The sequence below is a fragment of the Nonomuraea polychroma genome (assembly GCF_004011505.1).
Classification (GTDB): Bacteria; Actinomycetota; Actinomycetes; order Streptosporangiales; family Streptosporangiaceae; genus Nonomuraea; species Nonomuraea polychroma.
Window position 1 is genome coordinate 10113123 of sequence record NZ_SAUN01000001.1, and the last position, 14707, is coordinate 10127829.

Annotated in this window: 16 protein-coding genes and 1 pseudogene; 7 read left to right on the top strand and 10 right to left on the bottom strand. The window is 70.1% G+C overall.

Features of this window, described 5'->3' with window-relative positions; translation table 11 throughout:
• Positions 1-79: 79 nt before the first annotated feature.
• Positions 80-448, bottom strand: a complete 369-nt coding sequence (locus EDD27_RS46930) for a nuclear transport factor 2 family protein (protein WP_127939064.1) — start codon at positions 446-448, stop codon at positions 80-82.
• Positions 449-560: 112 nt separating this feature from the next.
• Here EDD27_RS46930 and EDD27_RS46935 point away from each other — a divergent pair, with 112 nt between their 5' ends.
• Both EDD27_RS46935 and EDD27_RS46940 read left to right on the top strand, forming a co-directional pair.
• The gene (locus EDD27_RS46935; RefSeq protein ID WP_127939066.1) at positions 561-3287 is read left to right on the top strand and encodes an AAA family ATPase; all 2727 of its coding nucleotides are present in this window, start codon (positions 561-563) and stop codon (positions 3285-3287) included.
• Positions 3288-3342: 55 nt separating this feature from the next.
• Positions 3343-3642, top strand: a complete 300-nt coding sequence (locus tag EDD27_RS46940; RefSeq protein WP_241564629.1) for a cupin domain-containing protein — start codon at positions 3343-3345, stop codon at positions 3640-3642.
• Here EDD27_RS46940 and EDD27_RS58165 read toward each other — a convergent pair.
• The 5 genes from EDD27_RS58165 to EDD27_RS46960 all read right to left on the bottom strand — a co-directional run bounded on the left by EDD27_RS58165 (position 3632) and on the right by EDD27_RS46960 (position 6295).
• The gene (locus EDD27_RS58165) at positions 3632-3760 is read right to left on the bottom strand and encodes a hypothetical protein (RefSeq protein ID WP_277750810.1); all 129 of its coding nucleotides are present in this window, start codon (positions 3758-3760) and stop codon (positions 3632-3634) included. The two genes, EDD27_RS46940 and EDD27_RS58165, sit on opposite strands and share 11 nt — an antisense overlap.
• Positions 3757-4026: a hypothetical protein gene (locus EDD27_RS46945; protein ID WP_127939069.1), complete on the bottom strand. Its 270-nt coding sequence runs from the start codon at positions 4024-4026 to the stop codon at positions 3757-3759. The genes EDD27_RS58165 and EDD27_RS46945 overlap by 4 nt, the downstream gene beginning before the upstream one ends.
• A 100-nt stretch (positions 4027-4126) precedes the next feature.
• Positions 4127-4474, bottom strand: a complete 348-nt coding sequence (locus EDD27_RS46950; RefSeq protein ID WP_127939071.1) for a DUF1330 domain-containing protein — start codon at positions 4472-4474, stop codon at positions 4127-4129.
• A 57-nt stretch (positions 4475-4531) separates the two neighbouring features.
• Entirely contained in the window at positions 4532-4900 is a 369-nt protein-coding gene (locus EDD27_RS46955; RefSeq protein WP_127939073.1) for a nuclear transport factor 2 family protein, read from the bottom strand.
• 162 nt (positions 4901-5062) lie between these two features.
• Positions 5063-6295 (bottom strand): alpha/beta hydrolase family protein, encoded by a 1233-nt coding sequence (locus EDD27_RS46960; RefSeq protein WP_127939075.1) that lies wholly within the window; start codon positions 6293-6295, stop codon positions 5063-5065.
• Positions 6296-6473: 178 nt separating this feature from the next.
• On the opposite strand from EDD27_RS46960, the pseudogene EDD27_RS57465 reads away from it, so the two are divergent.
• Positions 6474-6646, top strand: a pseudogene (locus EDD27_RS57465) (response regulator); the annotation flags it as partial.
• A gap of 54 nt (positions 6647-6700) precedes the next feature.
• On the opposite strand, the gene EDD27_RS46970 reads toward EDD27_RS57465, so the two are convergent.
• Both EDD27_RS46970 and pip read right to left on the bottom strand, forming a co-directional pair.
• Complete coding sequence (locus EDD27_RS46970; protein ID WP_206641966.1) at positions 6701-7624, bottom strand: alpha/beta hydrolase; 924 nt, start codon at positions 7622-7624, stop codon at positions 6701-6703.
• Positions 7625-7870: 246 nt separating this feature from the next.
• The gene (gene pip, locus EDD27_RS46975) at positions 7871-8815 is read right to left on the bottom strand and encodes a prolyl aminopeptidase (protein WP_206641967.1); all 945 of its coding nucleotides are present in this window, start codon (positions 8813-8815) and stop codon (positions 7871-7873) included.
• A gap of 35 nt (positions 8816-8850) precedes the next feature.
• On the opposite strand from pip, the gene EDD27_RS46980 reads away from it, so the two are divergent.
• Positions 8851-9315, top strand: a complete 465-nt coding sequence (locus EDD27_RS46980; protein WP_206641968.1) for a MarR family winged helix-turn-helix transcriptional regulator — start codon at positions 8851-8853, stop codon at positions 9313-9315.
• A gap of 385 nt (positions 9316-9700) precedes the next feature.
• Here EDD27_RS46980 and EDD27_RS55070 read toward each other — a convergent pair whose 3' ends face one another.
• Positions 9701-9862 carry a hypothetical protein gene (locus EDD27_RS55070; RefSeq protein ID WP_164904105.1) on the bottom strand — a complete coding sequence of 54 codons (162 nt, stop codon included), beginning with the start codon at positions 9860-9862 and terminating at the stop codon, positions 9701-9703.
• A gap of 252 nt (positions 9863-10114) precedes the next feature.
• Positions 10115-12943: an ATP-binding protein gene (locus tag EDD27_RS46985; RefSeq protein ID WP_164904106.1), complete on the bottom strand. Its 2829-nt coding sequence runs from the start codon at positions 12941-12943 to the stop codon at positions 10115-10117.
• Positions 12944-13115: 172 nt separating this feature from the next.
• On the opposite strand from EDD27_RS46985, the gene EDD27_RS46990 reads away from it, so the two are divergent.
• From EDD27_RS46990 to EDD27_RS55075, 3 genes are all read left to right on the top strand, one after another.
• Positions 13116-13718 carry a dihydrofolate reductase family protein gene (locus tag EDD27_RS46990; protein ID WP_127939080.1) on the top strand — a complete coding sequence of 201 codons (603 nt, stop codon included), beginning with the start codon at positions 13116-13118 and terminating at the stop codon, positions 13716-13718.
• Between the two features lie 31 nt (positions 13719-13749).
• Positions 13750-13977, top strand: a complete 228-nt coding sequence (locus EDD27_RS46995; RefSeq protein WP_127939082.1) for a hypothetical protein — start codon at positions 13750-13752, stop codon at positions 13975-13977.
• Between the two features lie 288 nt (positions 13978-14265).
• A complete protein-coding gene (locus EDD27_RS55075; RefSeq protein WP_164904107.1) occupies positions 14266-14691 on the top strand; it encodes a hypothetical protein in 426 nt (141 codons plus the stop codon).
• Positions 14692-14707 lie beyond the last annotated feature (16 nt).

The following is a 14707-nucleotide window of genomic DNA, read 5'->3' on the forward strand; positions in this document are numbered from 1 at the left end:
GGCGCCAGCGAGGTGGGCGACGCAAGGGCGTCCAACGCGCTCTTCGCCCAAGAACATGCGGCCCGTTGGGGCGCCGGAGTCAGACCCCAGCGGGCACCTTGTCCAGGAACCCGTGGACCTTGGCGATGCGGCCGCCTGGGGTCAAGACCGCGACGTCGAACCCGACGACCAGGGCCTCACCGCCCTCAGGACCGAGCTCCCAGGTGAAACGCACGATGTCGTGGTGGGCGTCCACCGGGCCGGCCAGAGCGAAGGTGAGGCCGGGGAACTGGCCCTGCACTGCGGCGATGGTGGCGTCGATGGCGTCGCGGCCTTCGGCGACCGCGATCGGGTCGGTGTAGGTGCCGTCTTCGGCCCAGATCTCGTCGATCGCGGCGCGGCGGGCAACCGGGTCGGTTTCATTCCAGCTGGCGATGTAGCGGGCGACCAGCATGTTGATGTCGCTCATGGCGTCCTCCGTCGCAGGGTTTCGGTTACCCCGCAACGGTAGGAGCGGATGATTCGCTCGTGAATCTGTCGTCCTTAAGCAATCTCATTGACGTGGATAGGTAGCGTTCACCATGCTCTACGGCCGCGAAGCGGAGATCTCCGCCGTCGATCGGCTGCTGCACCGGCTCCGCGCCGGGAGCAGCGGCACGCTGGTGGTACGGGGCGAGCCCGGGATCGGCAAGACGGCGCTCCTCGACCACGCCGCTGCGGCGGCCGGGGACATGCGACTGGTCCGCGCTACGGGGGTCGAGTTCGAGGCGGAACTGCCGTTCTCGGGACTGCAGTTGTTGCTGCGCCCGGCGCTCGGATCCCTCGGCGCGCTGCCCGGCCCCCAGCGTGAGGCTCTGGAGGCGGCGTTCGGGCTCGGGCCCGCGGCCGGTTCCGAGCCGATGCTGGTGGGGCTCGCGGTGCTCTCCCTGCTGGCGGAGCACGCGGACGAGACGGGGCTGCTGTGCCTCGTCGACGACGCGCAGTGGCTCGACCGCGCGTCGCGGGACGCGCTTCTGTTCGCCGCCCGGCGCCTGCACGCCGAGGGCGTGGTCATGATCTTCGCCGCCCGGGACGGCGAGGGCTCCTTCCCCGCCCCCGGCCTCCCGGAGTTGCGCCTCTCCGGGCTTGCCCCGAAGGCGGCCGCGGCCCTGCTCGACCGGCATTCGCTCGCGCCCGCCGTGCGCTACCGCCTGCTCGCCGAGGCCGGCGGCAACCCGCTGGCTCTGCTGGAGCTGCCGGCCGCCTTGGCCGCCGAAGGCGGCAGCGCGTTCTCGCCGGGGGCGCTCCCTCTCACCAGCCGCCTGCAACTGGCCTTCCACGGCCAGGTCAGCCGGATGCCGGAGGCCTGCCAGACCCTGCTCCTGGTGGCGGCGGCGGACGAGACCGGCGAGCTCGCCGTGATCCTGCCTGCCGCCGCCACGCTGGGGGTGGCCGTCGAGGACCTGTCCCCCGCCGAGCGGGCCGGCCTGGTGCTCCGCGGCGACGCCGACGGCACCACGATCCGCTTCCGCCATCCTCTGATCCGCGCCGCCGTCTACCATCGGGCGCCGCTCGGACAACGCCTCACCGTCCACCGCGCGCTCGCCGACGCCCTCGGCTCGCCCGAGCACGCCGACCGCCGGGCCTGGCATCTGGCCGCCGCCACCACGGGAGCCGACGAGCAGGTCGCCGCCGCGCTGGAACGCACCGCCGCCCGCGCCCGCGAACGCAGCGGCCCCAAGGCAGCCGCGGCGGCGTACGAACGGGCCGCCCGACTGAGCAGCGAGCCCGGCAACAGGGCTCACCGCGAGGCCCTGGCGGCAGAGGCGGCGCTGGAGGCGGGTGATCTGGCGCGTGCCAGAGCCTTCGGGGCCCGCGCGGCCCGGCGGCTGGACGATGCCCCGGCGGTGAAAGCGCGGATCGCCCAAGTGCAGGCGCTCGCGGACTTCTGGCAGGGCTCCTACCCCGCCGCCCACCGGTTGCTGCTGGACGGCGCCGGGCTCATCCGCGACACCGATCCGGGCCAGGCCGCCGTGTTGCTGATCCAGGCCGTCCACACCTCCTGGTACCTAGGGGAACGGCAGCTCGCGGCGACGCTGGACGAGTTGGCCGCGCTCCCGTTGGAAGATGCGGATCCACTCACGCCGGTGGGGTCCTACCTCGTTCACCTCCACCGGGGCCGTTCCGAGCGTCCGCCTCCGCTGGGCGAGACCCTCGCGGTGGTACGGGGGCGGGGCCGGGTCCCCGACCAGGTGTTGATGATTCTCTGCGGAGCAGCACTCGCGTTGGGCCAGGACGCCGACGCCTACGAGCTGGCGACCGCGCTCACCGCCGAACACCGCGCCCGGGGCGGCGCCGGGCGGCTGCCGACGGTGCTGTTCTTCATGGTCGAGGGCGAGGTGTTCACCGGACGGCACCTGGACGCGCTCGCTACGGCGACCGAGGCGCTGGGGCTCGCCCACGACACCGGCCAGCAGCAGTGGGTCAGCCAGTTCAGCAGCGTGCTCGCCTACCTCGACGCGGCCAAGGGAGAAGAGGCGGCCTGTCGGCGCAACGCCGAGGAGGGGCTGGCGGGGGCCACCGCCGGGGCCGTCTCCCCCGGCGCGCCGTGGGCGCACTGGTCGCTCGGGCTGCTGGACCTCGGCCTCGGCCGCGCCGAGGCGGCGCTCGCCCGCTTCGAGCGCCTGACCCGCGAGCCGATGCGCCATCACATCTGCGCTACCCGTTCCACTCCCGACCTGGTGGAGTCGGCCGTACGGGTGGGGGCGCCGGAACGCGCCGCCGAGCCTCTGGCGCGCCTCGAACGGTGGGCAGGGTCGGTCCGGCAGCCGTGGGCCGCCGCGCTTGTGCTGCGCTGCCGTGGGCTGCTCGCCGGCGACGACCAGGCCGAGGCGTTCTACACGGCGGCCCTCGAACTCCATGACCAGGACGGCCGTGCGCTGGAGTTCGCCAGGACCGCGCTGCTCTACGGCGAGTGGCTGCGCAGGGCTCGGCGCAAGGCCGAGGCACGCGGATGGTTGAACGATGCCCTGGAGGTCTTCGACCGGCTCGGCATGCGGCCGTGGGCGGAACGCACCCGCGGCGAGCTCACCGCGACCGGCGCCCAGGACCAGGGTTCCAGGCCGGCCGAAGGCGTGGCCGCCGGACTCACCCCGCAGGAACTGCAGATCGCCCGGCTCGCCGCGCAGGGCCTGTCCAACCGCGACATCGCCGCGCAGCTCTTCCTCAGCCACCGGACGGTCGGCTACCACCTCTACAAGGCCTATCCCAAGCTCGGCGTCGCCTCCCGGGGCGAGCTCAGGGATTTCGCCGATCAACTGGGGCTGTGAGATTCTGTCATCGATGAGCACTCCGGAACAGGTACTACCTGGACAAATACTCCCCGTGGACGTCGATGAGGTCCCGCCTCTCGAGCCGGCTCCCGGCATCCACGTACGGATGCTCCCGGGCATGCCCGGGATCAGGACGTGGGTGATCGACCTCGCCCCAGGCGCTGAATGGCCGGACCTCGACGTTCACGAGACCTACGGCGAGGCGTACTTCGTCGTGCGCGGCGAACTCGTCGAGGGCGACCGCACCCACGGCCCGGGCGCCTATGTCGCCTTCGGCCCCAAGACGAGCCACCGGCCCCGCACAGAGACCGGTGTGCGCGCCTTCGGCTTCAACTACGACGTCACCGCTTGACGAAATCCAGACGATCGGCGTTGAGCCGGTCCTGGCGGCTCGCGAAGAGTCCGTGGCTCGCCGCCGGCGACTCCTTGTAGAGCCACTTCGGGCGACCGTCCCGGATCCGCGCGATCATCGCGTCCAGTAGGGCCTCGGAGTGTCGTCGGTCTGCTGGACGAACGCCACCCGGGCTACGCCGCCACCGCCGTGCAACGGCTGGCCGGCCTGTGCGAACGCCCGGCCGCCCTGGTCGTCGAGCCCGCCGACGAGGACCCCCAGCGCCACGGCGATCCGCCGGCTCAACAACGCCCGCCGCGCCCGAGTCACCGGGGACGACGTGGCCGGCCACGCAACCGCGGCGCCGAGGCCCAGGCGTGGCGGATGGCAAATGGAGGCCGTCACCGGCGGATGACGTGCCCGGGCCGCGGTTGGAGCCCACGTCAAGTGTTAACGGATGACAGTTGCCGGACCCGGCGCTGCTGAGCCGCGCCCGAACGGAGGGCTACTCGGCATCCAGCGCCTCCCGCACCGCGTTTGCGGCGGGAGTCGGATCGTAGCCCTCGGGGACGCCTTCGACCAGGATGATGTCGCCCTTGATGTGCCGCGAGCGCAGCGGTGCGATCTCCTGGTATGCGGGTGAGTCCCACCAGGCCTGCGCCTCGTCGATCCCAGGGAAGCCGATCATCACGACGGCCCCCGGCCAGTTGCCCTCCTTCACCTCGTGCTGCGTGGCGTGCACGAGGTAGCGGCCGCCGTACGGCTCGAAGGTAGCGGGGAGGCGTTCGATGTAGTCAGCGATCTCCGGGTGCGGAGCGGCATCCTGCAGGTGAGCTATGACGTAGGCGCTCATGGTTCCTCCTCTGTTCTATGGACGACTGGGCCGGCCCAGCGGTCGGCCCCGAGGTGTTCAGGCTCCGGTCGGCACCTTGTCGAGGAAGCCGAGCACCTGGCTGATCCGCCCGTCTTCACCGATCACCGCGACGTCGAAGCCGATGGCGACCGGCTCGGCGCCCTCAGGTCCCAGGTGCCAGGTGAACCGCGCGATGTCGTGGTGGGCGTCCACGGCGCCGCCGAGGCTGAAGACCAGCCCGCCGAACTGGCCCTGGACCGCCGCGATGGTGGCGTCGAGCCCGTCCCGGCCCTGAACGGAGACCAGCGGGTCGGTGTACACCGCGTCCTCGGCGAAGACCTCTGCCAGAACGGCCTGACGCGCGGCGGCGTCGGTCTCGTTCCACGCGGCGAGGTAGCGCTGGACCAGCTCGTTCATGTCGCTCATGTCTCTCTCCTCAGTGGTCGTGCTCTCTTGTGACCACCAAATTAGGGATCCGAGAACAACGGGGAATCTGACATGCTTAAGTACTTCCGCCCACGCCTTCAGTACGCGTCCTTCGCAGCGCCTAGCGTGGTGTTCGCACACCTGACGCTCGTTGCCAAGACGTCAGGCGCAGCTCTTCTGCTCAACCGCGCAGACCTTGACTTCTGGATATTTCGCCGATGCCTGGTCAAGCAGGGGCTGGGGCGTGCCGCGCAGGTGCAGGTCGAGGAATGCCGCCACGTACGCGCGGGTGATCTCCATCGACCGGACGGCGGGCAGCTTGGCGCCGATGTCCAGGCCGGCCTGCTCGCCGAGCAGGCCGGTGTCGGTAAAGGAGGCGTGTTCGGCGCCGGCCACCACGAGCCAGCGCTTCCACCCGGTGAGGTGCTGCCAGGCCGTCTCCCACGAGGCGGCCTCCTGGCCGCCCGGGGTGCGCGTGGCCTGCGCACCGAGGAAAAGGAAGGGCTTGCCCAGCCCGCTCGCCGGCACGGGTACGACGGCCAGGCCATCGACGTTCATCCCGGCCTTGATCCTGGGGTCCTTGAGCAGGGCCGCCACCGAGCTGGCGCCGCCTACCGAGTGGCCGGCCATTGCGATCCTGGCCGGGTCGATGAGCCGGGACCCCTTCCACCTGGGGCGCAGGCCCGTCAGCTGGTCGAGGACGAAGGAGACGTCGGTGGCCCGGGTAGCGCCCACCTTGTCCCAGAAGGCTTGGTCGTGCGGCTCGACCTGGCAGGCCGTGCAGGTGGCCACGCGGCCGTCGGGGAAGACTGTGGCGACGTTCTCGTGGGTGTGGCTGATGGCGGCCACGACGTAGCCTTTGTTCGCCAGGTCCTCGGCGAGGCTGGTGAGCGAGCTGCGTGTCTTGCTGAAGCCTGGGGAGAGGACGACCAGGGCAAGCTCCCGCTCCTTTCCCGCTGGTGGGGCGTCGCTGAAGGCGTGGGTCCGCGTCCGGGCGAGCAGGTCGGACGGGACACCGGTGATCCCCGCGTCCTTAAGGGTGAGCTCCGACTCTTTGACGGTCATGTACGGCTCCAGCCGCCCGCCCGCCTTCGCGGCCGGGTACCACAGCGAGACCATGAGATCCCTGGCCTTCGAACCGGGATCCCAGGGATCGGGGCGCGAGGTGTCGGTGAGGTGCAGCGATGTGGTGCCGACAGGCTGGGAGCCGGTCGGGTCCGGGAGCGCGAGCGTGACGTTGCGCGCCGTCTTGGGCGGCTCGGCAGAGGCGTTCGGAGAGGGATTGCGTGACGGGCGGTCCGTGGAGGCGCTCCCGGTCGCGGGGGCGGATGCCGGCGCGCAGGAGGTGGTGATCGTCATGACGAGCAATCCAGCCGCGATGGCCATATGACGCATGAATTCGCCTTTCGGTGATGAGCGTCGACGACGCTGGGCGCAGGCGACGCCGTGCCGCATCGGCTGTCGTACCGATATCTCCGGCAGGGGCATCCTTGCGATGTAGTTGCACAGACAGACGCGGTGCTTGTAGGACATAGCGGTGCTTGTAGGACATAGAGGACGATGTCCCGGTGGTATCAACGTGGCTCCATCTCCCGCCCCCGACCAGTTCGCCGCTGTCCGGCGGACCGCCCCTGACGTGGTCCTGATGGACATCCGCATGCCTGAGATGGATGGCATCGGGGCCACCGGACGGATCGTCGCGGCCACACTGGTGGCACGCGCGTCCTCATCCTGACCACCTACGACCGGTCAACGGACCGATCTGGAGGGTCGCCTGGGAGCCCCTAGAGGCCGATCATGTCAGCCGCGAAGCAGATCCAGGATGTGCGGCCAGGCGGCGGCTCCGAGCTCTGCGTCGGCGACAGCGTCACCCCCGTAGAGGAACTGCGGCGATGCGGGGGCAGGACCTTCCCCGGGAAGACGTAGACGATGGCCGGCTTCGGCGCTGCTGATCAGGCGAGCTGGACGACCGGCGGCGCGGCGACGGGCGGCAAGTCGCTCGGCGAACGGCAGGGACGGCCACATCGCATCGTCCCCGCCTGCCACCAGCAGCACGTCAGCCCTGGTCTCCTCGATGGGGATCCCGGCGGTGGGCAGCAGGTCGGCGAACGTCCGTTCGCTGCGCTCGTACCAGCCGCGGATGGCTTTCGGACCGTTCGCAGGTTCGGCAGCCCTCCAGTCATCGTCGTAGGGGACGAAGGGCAGCGGCTGCCCCTTCCAGGTCCAGGAAGACCGGTAAGGGTGCTGCTGCCCATCCAGCCCTGGGCCGATATTGCCCCATACCACCGAGGTAGGCGACATCGCCACGACGCCGTCGACCCGCGGGTCATGGATGGAGGTGAGCAGGGCGGCCTCCGCCCCCTTGGACGACCCCAGCAGGCAGATGCGGCGTACTCCGGTGGATTCGAGCAGATCGATGGCGGACACGAACGTCTCCAGAGGAATCTCGCAGATGCCCGGTGATTGTCCGGGACCGCCGTACCATCGAATCGACATCGCGGTCATCCCCTCCTGGGCGAGGATGCGAGCCCTCTCCCGTTCGATACGACCGCTCGACCCCGCCAGGACAAGCACGCCTGTGTGACTGCTGGGGCCTGGCGTGATCAAGACGCCTTCCCACGGCTCGGTCAGTTCCAATTCGTCCATGTTCATCCTCACCTTTCGGCAGTCGGCGGCACCGCACTCTCGCGTGCCACTGGTCGGAGGGCACTCGGCGATCACCACCTTCAGTTCGTACTCGACCTCACTGGACAGCCCGCATCACTCGAGATGATCAGCCATGCTCCCTGGCTCGTCGATCGCCCCCAAGTACGCATGGCGGCGAGCCATGCGGTGGCGATCGTGAGGCTGCATTTGCACCGCGGCGCGGCTGCCGGCTCCGCCGCGGGCCGCCCTGGAGCGGCAGGAGCTGCGGCCCATACCGGGCCAGCTGGTGACGTGGGCGCACAAAGTGGATTCCGCTGCCGGAAGCTAAGTCCGGTCGGCCATCCTGTCGGTCACGGCCACGAGCGTATCCGCCATCCCTGGGCCGTGGCCGGCGTCGTCCAGGACGATCAGCTCGCAGCCGGGCCACGCACGCGACAGTCGCCATGCGGTCTCCAGCGCCGTGCTCACGTCCAGCCGTCCGTGCACCAGAACTCCGGGCACGTGTCCCAGCCCCGCCACGCCCCGCAGCAGCTCGTCGTCGCCGAGCCAGGCGGCGTGCCGCCAGTAGTGGGTGACCAGGCGGGCGAATGTGACGCGGTAATCCCGGTCGTCGTAGCTGGTGTCCCGTTCGAGGCCGGGGCGCAACCGGACATGCCGGTCCTCCCACACGCACCAGTCGGCCGCCGCCTTCTCCCGCACCGCGAGATCGGGATGCTCCATCAGCCTGGCGTAGGCGTCGGCCAGGTTCCCGTCTCTCTCCTGCTCGGGTACGCCGTCCCTGAACCGCTCCCACTCCTCGGGGAAGACCCGCCCCATCTCACGGGTGATCCACTCCACCTCGCGCCTGGTGGTGGTCCCGATCCCGAACATGACGACCTCGGAGACCCGGTCCGGATGCCGGACGGCGTATGCCAGTCCCAGCGTCGTTCCCCAGGAGCCGCCGAACAGCATCCACTTCTCGATCCCGAGGTGCTCCCGTAGCAGTTCCATGTCCGCGACCAGGTGATGCGTGGTATTGGCGGCGAGGCTCACCGCCCAGTCGCTGAAGCTCGGCGTGCTCCTGCCGCACCCGCGCTGGTCGAACAGCACTACTTTGTACGCCTCCGGATCGAGGAACCGGTACCACCCCGGCGACGCCCCCGATCCAGGCCCGCCGTGCACCACTACGACCGGCTTACCCTCGGGGTTGCCCCCTACCTCCCAGTACACGAGGTTTCCGTCGCCGGCGTCGAGCAGCCCCTTGTCGTACGGCTTTCCTGTCGGATACATGCCGACAATATAACAGCGCTGTTAGAGTATTCACCATGAGCACGTTGATGCGCCACGTTCACGAGATGATGGACGGTGCCATCGCCGAGATCTACGCGGATCTCGGCATGCCCGAATACCGGCCGCGCTTCTCCCCTGTGGTGCGCACGCTGGTGGCCCAGGGGCCGATGGCCATTCGCGACCTGGCCGAGATCATCGGCGTGACCCACTCGGCAGCCAGCCAGACGGTGATCCAGATGCGTCGCCACGGCTTCGTCACCCTGGAGAAGGGCGCGGACGCCCGGCAACGCATCGTCCACCTCACTCCGAAGGCCCGCGCCGCACTGCCCGCGATCGAGGCCGAGTGGGCAGCGACGGAGCAGGCGATGCGGGAGTTGGACGAGGAACTGCCGGTGCCGCTGGCCGACATGTTGCGGGCCATGGTGGAGGCGCTGGAACGTCGGCCGTTCCGTGCCCGCGTTGAAGGACAGATGCGGCTAGATCTGCTCGGCACCGGCTGACGATGGCCGAGCTTGGGGTCCCAATGAGGTTGTAGAGCTATGCGGCTGTCAGGCGGCGTCCACGACACCGTCGCGGCCATCCGCACCCACACGCCGTGATCGCCCTGCCCATCCGGCGCCGGCGGCGACGCCGGCGCCGGCCAAGCGGACCGATGACGCGGGGTGTGACAGTGCCTCAACCTCGCGGCGCAGGGGGCCCTGCCGCCACTGCCAAGCGGCTGACCGGATTGATCGATCACAGCAGCGAGCAATAAGTGCCGCTGTCTTCGGCCAGGCCGAACAGCGTGATCCCGACCATCGCCGGCCGTGGATCGTGCTGGTCGACGCGCTCCGCATCAACTCGACCTCATCCGCGCCGGAGGCCGATCGACGTGGTGTGAACAACTCACATCGTCATCGACTTCTCCCACGTCGCCGAGTACGTCCCGAAAACCGCCTGGAGCCTGCACCAGAGCGGCGACCCGGCGCCGAAGTCTGGGTCGCCGCTCGCCCGCACAAGATCCTCCACGACCGCACCGGCGAAGTGATCGGCGATCTGGACCGGCAAGCCGCTGAAGCAGGCCTCGACCCGAACGCCGCAAGGACATCGACACTCCTCGGGGCCTGGTGGCTCTGCGATACGGGTCCCCTTGCCATCGGATGACGGGGCGGGTCGCCGGCGGTGCGGCCGAGGACATTGCCACGTTGTGCTGGATGCGCCAGGTCTTTAGCTGTGCGTCGGCGCGTTCGCCTGGTGCGCGCAGCCTGTACGTGAGCGGCGTTGGGCCGGCTTTCTGGGAGGCGGCCAGGCGCCAGGTCACTACTTGAGCGCCGCGGTGCAGCCCAGCTCGCCCAGTTCGTGGATGGCCTCGTCCGCCCGGCCAGGCAGGAGGAGCAGGGTGCAGGCGCGTTCGAAACGGGCGTCGATCCGCTCCCATCCCGCCACGGCCTTGCGCAGCTCGTCTTCGTCCCCGGACAGGCGGCCCCGGGCGCGAGCTAGGCAGGCGGCGGCCCAGTCGTTCTCGCCCGGATCCGTGGCGGCCAGCCGGTCGGCCGCTCCTGGGAGGCCGGCGGCCACCGCCAGCTCCGCCGCGATCGCCTCCCGGTACGGCGCTGTGGCCGAAGTCGAGTGGCCGATCACGGCGGCCTCGACGAGTTCGCCCGCCGCCTCGTACCGTTCGTGGTGCAGCGCCAGCCTGGCGTCGACGAACGCCATGAAGCGGCCGTAGCGTTGCGGGTCGGGTGGGTTGAGTGCCCGCGACCGCCACAGCCTCGCGGTGTCGTCGTCGCCGCGTAGTCCTGCGGCGAGCGACAGGGCCGCGACCGGGGCGCGGAGCTGTGCGCCGAACGGCCGACCCGCCCGTAACCAGCCGTCCCACACCGCGGCGTCCAGGGTCAGCGCCTCGTCGAACCGGCCGGTGAGCACCAGCGGTGTGATCAGCTGGGCGGCCGCCACGTAGGAGCCGCCCACCAGGTCGTCGTCCATCGCCCGGCGTGCGACGTCCAGGGCGGCGGGGAGATCTCCCACGCTGAGAGCGCCGTGCAACGCCATCCTGTAGATGTCCACGATCTCGGGGCACGCGACGAGGGCGTGCCGTGGCAGGCTCTCCAGCAGGGACAGGCGCTCGCTGGTGACTCGCCTCGCGTGGCGTCGGCGCCCTCTCCGGAGTGCGGCGACGGTCGCGGCGTCCAGTGCCGCGCTGATGAGCACCGGGTCCCCTGTCGCCCGTGCCACCTCCACCGCGGTCGCGACCGGCTCAGGTTCCGCCCAGTCGCCGTTCCCATCCGGGACCGGCTCAGGTTCCGCCCAGTCGCCGTTCCCGTCTGCGACCGGCCCGAATGACGCCGGGGCGTCGGCTAAGGATTCGTCCTCGCTCGCCATCAAGGCCGACGCGATCGCCAGGTGCGCCGCCACCGTCGGGTTCGCTGTGTCGCCGGCGGCTCGTGCCTCCGCCAGGAACTCGAGTTTCCGCGCGTACGGCACTCTCTCCTCGAAGCCGGCGTGGTGGCGGCAGGCGGTGCTGACGGCGAAGGCCAGCGTGATCGCCGTCAGGTCGCCGTCACCCGTCTCGCGCATCCGGTCGGCGGCTTCGAGCAGCAGCTCGTAGGGCTGCTGCCCGGCGTCACCGATCGCGAAGGTGCAATCGGCGGCTGCGCGCAAGTCGGCGACCGCCTCCTGGGGAGTCGGCGCCCGCCGCGCCGCCGTATCGAAGTGGCCGAGCGCCTCCAGGAGAAACCTTCTCGCGTACGTCAGGTGGCCGAGTGCCCTGGCCAGCCGGTGCGGCGCGGTTCCTGCCCCATGCGGCGCGCCGGCCAGCGCGGAGCGCAGGTCGTCGGCCACGGTGTCGAAGTCGTTCCGCCACTTGCCGGTCAGCTGCCCGCCAAGTGCGGCCTCCAGTGTCGTCGCTGCGCTTACGGCCCATTCGAGGTGGAGTTTCCTGGTTGTTTCCGTCTCGCCGTCGGCGGCGAGCCGCTCGGCAGCGTACGCGCGCACGGTCTCCAGCAACCTCCACCGGGTCGGGCCCGGGCGGCGATGCAGAGTGATCAGATTCTTGTCCGCCAGGCGGCCGAGTACATCGGCCGCCTGGCTCCTAGCCACGTCGGGGGTGACGGCCACGACGGCGTCCAGGTCGAACGAACCGGCGAAGACGGCCAGCCGCCGGAATAGCGCCCGCTCCTCCTCGTCCAGCAGTTGGTGGCTCCACCCGATGACCGCGCGCAGCGAACGGTGCCGCTCGTCGACGCCCCGGCCGCCGGCCAGCAGGCGCAGGTGGTCGTCCAGGCCGGCGAGGAGGCCATCGGTCCCCAGGGCGGCAACTCTGGCCGCGGCCAGTTCGATGGCCAGCGGCATGCCGTCGAGCCGCGCGCACAGCAACGTGAGCGTGGCGGGGTCGGCGGTGAAACCCGGATCCGCCGCGGCGGCGCGGTCGAGGAACAGCAGCTCGGCATGGGAGGTTAGCGGCACCGGGGCAGCCGTGGCCGCAGCCAGGGAGAAGGGTGACAGCGGGAGGACGCGTTCGCCGGGCACGCCGAGGCGTTCCCTGCTGGTGGCCAGGATCCGGGTGCGGGGACAGCGGCTGAGCGTCCGCTCGGCGAACTGGGCGACGGTGTCGATCACGTGCTCGCAGTTGTCGAGGATCAGCAGCGCCTCCCCGTCGCCCAGCCGTTCGGCGATGGCCTCTTGCAGGTGCTGGTCCGGACGTTCGGTGACGCCCAGTGCGGCGGCCACCGCCTGGGCAACGTATGCCTCACCCACGGGCACCAGGTCGACGAACGCCCCTCCCGAAGCGAAGGAGCCCTGGGCGGCGCCGGCCACCTCGGTCGCCAGCCGTGTCTTGCCGACGCCGCCCGGACCCACCAGCGTCACCAGTCGGGCGGCCCGCAGCGCCTCCAGCAGCCGCTCCCGCTCTGTTTCGCGGCCGATGAACGTGGTGAGCGGCGCGGGCAGGCCGGCGATGCCGCGCTGCTCGGCCGACCCCTGCAGGGCCAGTCTGCTGAGCTCCCGCCGGTTGGCGACCCCGCATTTGCGCAGCAGCGACGACACGTGGTTCTCAACCGTGCGGACCGACAGGTGCAGGTGATCGGCGATCTCCGCGTTGGACAACTGCGCGCCGATCAAGGCCAGCACCTCTGCCTCACGCTTGGACACAGCCCCTGAGTACGCGACAGACACGGGCCCATCATGCCCCAGCCCCAGGATATAGGTGATCCTTTGCGTGGTCCTTTGAGTGGTGAACCAGGTACCGACCCCGGATGTGCGCACCATCCCGCATTGCGACGATGAGCAAACCAGCAAGAGCACCGGAAAATGGAGCATCATCATGGGACGAGTCGTTCTCTCCATCTTCACCACCGTCGACGGCGTCATCGAGAACCCGCACGAGTGGACCTTCCAGTTCGTCAGCCCGGATGCCATGAAGGCGGGGCTCGACCAGATTCGCGCCGCGGACGCGCTGCTGCTCGGCCGGGTAACCTACGACGGCTTCGCCGCAGCCTGGCCGAGCATGACCGATGAGGCCGGCTACGCCGACAGGATGAACTCCCTGCCCAAGTACGTCATCACGACGACCCTGGACAAGGGCGATTGGAACAACACCACCGTCATCCGCGACAACCCGGCCCAGCGGATCGCGCAGCTCAAGAAGGAGATCGAGGGCGACATCCTGATCTTCGGCAGCGCCGCTCTGGTCCGGTGGCTGCTGCGTGAGCAGCTCATCGACGAGCTGCGCCTGGTCACGTACCCGGTCGTGGCCGGCAAGGGCGCGCGGCTGTTCGACGAGTCGGTGGACTCCACGGTCCTCCGCCTGACTGCGTCGCAGGCCTTCTCTTCAGGAGTCCTGGCTCTGACCTACGAGCCGACCGGTGAAGGACTGATGAACCCCGCAGCAGCACGGGAGGCGGCGACGGCGATGGCCGAGGATTGAGGCTGACCGAGGCGGAGGGTGGCAACCCGGCGTGCCACGAAGTGTGAAGATCCCTACGGGCGCCCGGCCAGGATCCTGGCCGGCCTCGTCCTGCCCGGACGCCGGCGTGGATGCCCGGCCCGATCTGGGGAAGGCCGGTTCCAACGCACTGGACCGAGCGGCGGCCACCCGGCTGAGCCACGAGAACGGCGACTACCTTCGCCACCGCACGCTCACCGCGATCCAGTACTACATCGTCCATGGCGAGAACTGGCTGTAGCCGGGCGACGCAGGCGGCTGGAGACCTTTGGAGCCGGGCGTCCATGGGGCGGTAGCGGCCGCGGAGGCGTACCGGCTGACAGCATCGACTCGCGCCGATACCTCGCCGCTTCTACGCGCAACCCCGTACCCGTAACCTGTCACCGGCCCGATTCACGATCTGCCCTCGCCCGCAGGAGCGCACGCATGAGCGCCACGCACGACTACTACCGCGCCCCCCGATCGCGCCACCGCAACCTGGCGACCATCCCAGCTACGGGCACCAGGCAAGCCCCTGCCCGACGCTCCGGTGTTCGACGTCGTGGAAACCAAGTGGATCGATCCCAGCGGGGCCCTCGGCGACCTCGTGGCCGTCATCAAGGGCGTCCCCTACTCCGGCGACCTGGTCGAGACCGTTACCTTGTACCCGCCGCCAGAAGGGGAGCCGAAGACCGAAGACGAATGGCTGGCCCTGCCGGAGGACTCCCCCTATCGAGAGGGACCAGAAATCGACGAACTATCGGTGAGCGCCCGCGACATGCTCGCCGAGGTGGATGACGCCCGTCTACCCGAAGTGGCCCAGCGATGGGCAGAGTCCCAGGGGTGGACGGTTGAACCTCTCTCGAGCTCTCACGAGGGTGACGACGTGCTCGAATTGGTAAAGGAGTTCGTCGCGCTGGCGCGCAGGGCCAAGGAGAGGGATCAATTGCTCTACTGCTGGTGGGCGCCCGGCTAGTCATGACGTCGGGGCT

Coding starts and splice junctions, on each gene's coding strand:
- EDD27_RS46930 (WP_127939064.1), bottom strand. CDS start 448: ATGAGCGACATCAACATGCTGGTCGCCCGCTACATCGCCAGCTGGAAT.
- EDD27_RS46935 (WP_127939066.1), top strand. CDS start 561: ATGCTCTACGGCCGCGAAGCGGAGATCTCCGCCGTCGATCGGCTGCTG.
- EDD27_RS58165 (WP_277750810.1), bottom strand. CDS start 3,760: ATGATCGCGCGGATCCGGGACGGTCGCCCGAAGTGGCTCTACAAGGAG.
- EDD27_RS46950 (WP_127939071.1), bottom strand. CDS start 4,474: ATGAGCGCCTACGTCATAGCTCACCTGCAGGATGCCGCTCCGCACCCG.
- EDD27_RS46955 (WP_127939073.1), bottom strand. CDS start 4,900: ATGAGCGACATGAACGAGCTGGTCCAGCGCTACCTCGCCGCGTGGAAC.
- EDD27_RS46960 (WP_127939075.1), bottom strand. CDS start 6,295: ATGCGTCATATGGCCATCGCGGCTGGATTGCTCGTCATGACGATCACC.
- pip (WP_206641967.1), bottom strand. CDS start 8,815: ATGTATCCGACAGGAAAGCCGTACGACAAGGGGCTGCTCGACGCCGGC.
- EDD27_RS46980 (WP_206641968.1), top strand. CDS start 8,851: ATGAGCACGTTGATGCGCCACGTTCACGAGATGATGGACGGTGCCATC.
- EDD27_RS46990 (WP_127939080.1), top strand. CDS start 13,116: ATGGGACGAGTCGTTCTCTCCATCTTCACCACCGTCGACGGCGTCATC.